The organism is Lentiprolixibacter sp., from assembly GCF_982873095.1.
In genome coordinates this window covers 1-5930 of the sequence record NZ_CEYNTP010000180.1, presented here as the reverse complement: position 1 = coordinate 5930, position 5930 = coordinate 1, and the positions used below count along the sequence as shown (strand labels likewise).

At 44.8% G+C, this 5930-nt stretch carries 6 protein-coding genes; 2 read left to right on the top strand and 4 right to left on the bottom strand.

Going from position 1 to position 5930, the window contains the following annotated elements; genetic code table 11:
• Positions 1 to 645: 645 nt before the first annotated feature.
• The 4 genes from AC4E7D_RS10650 to purN form a co-directional block, all read right to left on the bottom strand.
• On the bottom strand, positions 646 to 2544 hold the full coding sequence (locus AC4E7D_RS10650) for an amidophosphoribosyltransferase (protein ID WP_490173777.1): 1899 nt from the start codon (positions 2542 to 2544) through the stop codon (positions 646 to 648).
• Positions 2545 to 2582: 38 nt separating this feature from the next.
• The gene (locus AC4E7D_RS10645; RefSeq protein ID WP_490173776.1) at positions 2583 to 3509 is read right to left on the bottom strand and encodes a PfkB family carbohydrate kinase; all 927 of its coding nucleotides are present in this window, start codon (positions 3507 to 3509) and stop codon (positions 2583 to 2585) included.
• A 78-nt stretch (positions 3510 to 3587) separates the two neighbouring features.
• Positions 3588 to 4217, bottom strand: coding sequence for a ribonuclease H1 domain-containing protein (locus AC4E7D_RS10640; protein WP_490173775.1), 630 nt, complete (start codon positions 4215 to 4217; stop codon positions 3588 to 3590).
• A complete protein-coding gene (gene purN / locus AC4E7D_RS10635) occupies positions 4217 to 4786 on the bottom strand; it encodes a phosphoribosylglycinamide formyltransferase (RefSeq protein ID WP_490173774.1) in 570 nt (189 codons plus the stop codon). Before purN ends, AC4E7D_RS10640 begins: the two co-directional genes overlap by 1 nt.
• 211 nt (positions 4787 to 4997) lie before the next feature.
• Between purN and AC4E7D_RS10630 the strand changes: the two genes are divergently transcribed.
• Entirely contained in the window at positions 4998 to 5231 is a 234-nt protein-coding gene (locus AC4E7D_RS10630; RefSeq protein ID WP_009778413.1) for an acyl carrier protein, read from the top strand.
• Positions 5232 to 5339: 108 nt separating this feature from the next.
• A partial coding sequence (locus AC4E7D_RS10625; RefSeq protein WP_490173773.1) for a beta-ketoacyl-[acyl-carrier-protein] synthase family protein occupies positions 5340 to 5930 on the top strand: 591 nt, incomplete at its 3' end.

The window sequence follows — 5930 nt, the reverse complement described above, 5'->3', positions numbered from 1 at the left end:
GAGAAGCCTCCACCCTTTTCGTCCCAAATCTTACCATAAACTTAACCTACTTATGCTATGGCAATACTAAATTACTGGTATTGTGAGAAATAACAAAAAAAAACAGGGTTTTTTAATCTATTTCTTACAAACAGATTTTCTATGAAATAGGAACTTTTGGGAAGGGATTTTATCTAAGCCGTTGATTTTCAGAAATAAAAAGGCGAGCATACGCTCGCCTTTTTCCCCAAATCTTACCATGAACTTAACCTACTTATGCTATGGTTCTCCAAAAGTATGCGATAGGGCCCCTCCGAAAAAAGGTTTTGGACAAAATCCTGTTTAATTGGATGAACGACCTAAGCTGGCAGGAAACCCTATAAAATATGAGGAATTGTCGTACAGCTTAAGGCGGTGTATATAGGAGCTTGTTGGATTTCTTATTTTGCTAAAATCCCTTGTAGGCTGGCAGTGCGTAATCGGGATAAAATAAAAAAGGTGGAGAAGTCTCCACCTTTTTTGCCCCAAATCTTACCATGAACTTAACCTACTTATGCTATGGCGAGTCTAAAGTAAATGGGTTTGTACCTTGAGGGCTAAAAACCCGTTAAAAGGCGCATATTATCGATGAAATGCACAAAACCCTGCATTTGGTCGATAAAATGGTTAATACGCTCTTTGGTTTTTTCCCTCGTAAAAATTCATGAAGGCGCGATTTACGACACGGTTCCCTCCTGGCGTTGGGTAGTTCCCTGTGAAATACCAGTCGCCCAGATTTTTTGGACAGGCCTGGTGTAGGTTTTCAATAGACTGGTAAATAATTTGAACTTCTGCATTTATCTTTTCAGGGCTCAGCAATTCACCAATTTTTTTGGAGATCTCCTCGGCAGTGAACGGGGCATAAAAGGCCTTTACATGATTTTCGATCTCACTTTCTTCGCTTTCAAATCCCGATTTACATCTCCTGTAGATATCATCAACAAGGGACATGGTGTTTCGTTCTTTATGAAGTGAGAGGGCAGCGCGGAAGGCAATGAAATCTTCCAGTTTGGCCATATCAATACCGTAACAGTCGGGATAGCGAATTTGTGGTGCAGAAGAAACAACGATGATCTTCTTTGGATGCAAACGATCCAAGATGCCGAGGATACTCTTTTTTAGAGTGGTGCCCCGAACAATACTATCATCAATTATAACAAGGTTATCCTGTTTTTGAACAGAACCGTAGCAGATATCGTAAACGTGGGCAACCAGGTCATCCCTGCTACTGTCCTGGGTAATGAAGGTGCGAAGCTTGGCATCCTTTATGGCTACCTTTTCTATACGTGGCCTTACCCCTAGGATATCCTGCAGGGCTTCCGGATTCAGGTCATCACCCAAAGAAAGGATTTGTTCTTCTTTTTGTTTGTTGAGGTAGGTTTGTGCTTCTTTGACCATCCCGAGAAAAGAGGTTTCAGCTGTATTCGGAATATATGAGAAGACTGTATTACGGAGGTCGCCATCTACGGATTCCAGTACCTTGGGGAAGATCAGCCTGCCCAGTGCTTTTCGCTCTTCATAGATTTCTTTGTCATTACCCCTTGAAAAGTAAATGCGTTCAAAGGAGCAGGCTTTCCGGTCGAGGGGGGTAAGGATCTCATTTATTGAAACACCACCATTTTTCTTGATGATGATAGCATTTCCAGGAGGCAGCTCTTCAACATTTTCATATCCTACATTAAACACGGTCTGAATGGCAGGGCGCTCGGAGGCTACCACCACGATTTCATCATCCTGGTAGTAATAGGCGGGCCTTATCCCCGATGGGTCCCTGAGTATAAAAGCATCCCCATGGCCCAGCATCCCTGCCATGGCATAGCCGCCATCCCAGTTTTTGGCTGCTTTTCTCAGGATCTTCGCCACGTTCAGCCTATCCGCAATAATTGGAGAGGCTTCCATTTTGTTGTAGCCTTGTTTTTTGATCTGCTTGTACAACTTGGCAACCGCATCATCAAGAAAGTGCCCGATTTTCTCCATCACCGTGATGGTATCAGCCATCTCTTTGGGGTGCTGCCCTAGCTGTACAAGGTTGTCAAAAAGCTCGCTGACATTGGTCATATTAAAATTCCCTGCTACGATCAGGTTCCTGTGCATCCAGTTGTTCTGACGCAGGAAGGGATGAACGTTTTCTATACTGTTTTTTCCAAAGGTCCCGTAGCGGACATGCCCCAGCAAGACTTCCCCCACATAAGGGATGTTTTTTTTCTGGGCGGCTACATCATCTGCAATATCCGGGGATTCCTGGAGGACACCGTTTATTCGTTCATTTATCTGTGAGAATATATCCTGGATGGGTTGGGATTTGATGGATCGTACCCGACTCATGTAACGTTCCCCGGGCGACATATCGAGCTTGAGACTGGCGAAACCAGCGCCGTCCTGCCCACGGTTATGCTGTTTTTCCATCATCAGGTACATTTTGTTTACCCCGTAAAAGATGGATCCGTACTTCTCCTTATAATATTCCAGGGGTTTTAGCAGCCTGATCAGGGAAATTCCGCATTCGTGTTTAATGGAATCGCTCATAGCGGTAAAAATAAAAAATGCCCCGTGATCTCAGGGCACTATAGTAACTCGATATCAAATTGTGTTAGTTCCTTAAACTGCCGCAGTCTGCGGTCAACTTCCTCCTTCGTTACGCCCAGCATCCGCTCTGTGCCAAATTTTTCCACACAGAAAGATGCCAGGTTCGACCCGTGGATGACGGCATTTCGCAAACTGTTGAAGGAGGTGTTTTTAGTTTCTGTCAGGTACCCAACAAAACCTCCCGCAAAGGTGTCGCCAGCACCGGTAGGGTCAAACACTTCCTCAAGCGGCAGGGCTGGTGCAAAGAAAACACTGTCCTTATGGAAGAGGAGTGCTCCGTGTTCCCCTTTTTTGATGACTACATATTTGGGGCCCATTTCCTGGATCTTATTGGCGGCCCTGACCAGGGAATATTCACCTGTTAATTGCCGGGCTTCTTCATCGTTGATGGTGACCACATCAATTCGTTTCAAAACCTCCATGAGTTCATCCCAGGTATTGTCCATCCAGAAATTCATCGTATCCAGAACCAGAAGCTGAGGCCTACTGCTCATCTGGTCCAGAACGCTCAGCTGAATCCTGGGGTGCAGATTCCCCAACATCACTACATCTGCCTTCCTGAAGCCCTCAGGGACCACCGGCTTAAAATCTGCAAGTACATTCAGTTCCGTGGAAAGTGTGTCCCTGCTGTTGAGATCGTTATGGTACTTACCACTCCAAAAAAAGGTCTTTCCCCCCGGAATACGCTCTATTGCACTGATATCCATATTCCGTTCCCGGAAGATATCCAGGTATTCCTCTGGGAAGTCATCTCCCACAACGGAAACCAAAGCCGATTTCACATCAAATTTAGAAGCTGCCAGTCCGATAAAAGTAGCTGCGCCGCCGAGAATTTTCCCGGTTTTGCCGAAAGGTGTTTCAATGGCGTCAAAGGCTACGGTACCAACAATAAGGAGTTTGCCCATCAGGGTTTGAAATTTGCTGCAAATATACGGTTTTGAAACACCAATACTTCACAAATGTATTTTATAATCAACAAGGTCTTACTTTCTGCCGAAATCTGCCGGGATTTCCCCCCAGGCCCGGGTCTCCCATTTCACCAGGGGAGTGTTGTATGAATTAGAAGCCAGCCAGTTTTCTGCTCTCCGCACCAGATCGAACAATGCGCGGTTTTTGGCATTTTCACTAAGCTTGGTATTACATTTCTTTTTCCTTACCCAACTCATCGCCGTCCTGGAATCAGAATAGATAATTCGGTCGCTCTTTCTCTTTTTCAGGTAGGCAAGGCCATGTACGATGGCCAGAAATTCCCCAATATTATTTGTGCCTTCCGGAAAAGGCCCCTGTCTGAAAAGCACCTTTTTGGATTTGGTATCCACCCCCTGATATTCCATTACTCCGGGATTACCACTTGACGCGGCGTCAACACTGATGGAATGATAATTTGGTTCGCCCAGTTTTAAAAGTTCGGCAGCGGAGTAGCCTGGCTTTTTTTTGCCTTTATACGCTCCGTAATTACTATCAAAAGCTTCCTCTGCCTCTTTTTTAGAAGTGAAGCCCATATACTGGGCCCCCTTGACTCCTGCGATCTGCTCCTGGCACTCCTCCCAGGAATGGTAAATACCAGGGCGTTTCCCCTTCCAGACCACATAGAACTTGTTGCGTTTTGCCATTAAGAGGGAAATAATAGTTGTTCAATTACCTTTGGGTAATGCTGATATTCCAGCTGATGGACTTTAGCGGCAACCTGCTCTGCCGTATCCCCGGGGGAAATAGATGTGTGCTCCTGGAAAATAATAGCCCCTTCGTCGTAGGCTTCATTTACATAATGGATGGTAATTCCCGTTTCCGATTCACCATTTTCAAGCACAGCTTCGTGCACCCGGGAACCGTACATGCCCTTTCCCCCATACTTGGGTAACAGGGCCGGATGGATGTTGATGATCCTTCCTTCGTATGCCCTCACCAAAGAAACAGGTATTTTCCACAGGAAACCTGCAAGAACGATAAGGTCCGGTTGGAGCCCCTTTAAAATATTCAATAAAAAGGTGTCGTCCTGAAAAGCAGATCGATTAAAATATAATGCATTGGTTTTAAGAGTATTACATCGATCAATTACCTGTGCATCCCGCTTGTTGGTCAGCACCCCTACCACAGATACGTTTCCCTTATCCTGGAAATAGCGGACGATGTTCTCGACATTGGTTCCGGAACCTGAGGCAAAGAGGACAATTCGTTTCATCAAAAGCGCGGTAATGTTCATTTAGTGAGACTGGAAAAGGGTGGTTCTTACTACAGGAATAGCCCGTTTTTCCTGCCTCAAATAGTGCCGTAAAAGTACTACTCTTGTTCTTTAATTTCTTATCTTGTGAGACATTTTGTCACCAAAAGGCGGTTTTAATCCAAAGTTTTTTATTTTTGCCAACAATTTTAAATTTAAAACCAATAAAGTTATGTCAGACATCGCATCAAGAGTAAAAGCTATCATCGTAGATAAGTTGGGCGTTGACGAAAATGAAGTTGTAGCCGAAGCTAGCTTTACAAACGACCTAGGGGCAGATTCATTGGATACTGTTGAGCTGATCATGGAATTCGAAAAGGAATTTGATATCCAAATCCCTGATGATCAGGCCGAAAACATTGCCACTGTAGGACAAGCCATCAGTTACATAGAAGAGGCCAAATAGGACACCTCTCTGAATATATAGAATCAAATTATCCATGTAGTACCTGTGCTGCATGGATAATTTTTTTTAATTTTCGCATAGGTTATACAACATAAATCTTCTGGTTCAATGCAATTAAAGCGAGTTGTGGTTACCGGCCTTGGAGCACTGACCCCGATTGGTAATACCAAGGATGAATATTGGGAAGGACTGCGTACAGGTAAAAGTGGATCTGCCCCTATTACCTATTACGATACCGAAAAGTTCAAAACCAAGTTTGCCTGTGAGCTCAAGAATTACGATCCCAGCGTCTTTTTTGACCGAAAGGAGGTTCGGAAGCTCGATAAGTTCGCGCAGTATGCATTAGTTTCCTCTGATGAGGCGATCAAGGACTCCGGATTGGACATGAATCAGATTGATAAGTTTCGTGTGGGTGTGATCTGGGGTGCCGGGATTGGCGGCCTCGAAACATTTCAGAATGAAGTCATCAATTATGCAGAAGGTGACGGAACCCCAAGGTTCAACCCCTTCTTTATCCCTAAAATGATAGCGGATATTGCACCGGGGAACATTTCTATAAAACACGGGTTTATGGGCCCTAACTATACCACGGTTTCTGCCTGTGCTTCTTCAGCCAACGCTCTTATCGATGCCTTGAATTACATCCGCATGGGTTACTGCGATGTTGTGGTCACAGGAGGGAGTGAAGCAGCCGTTACT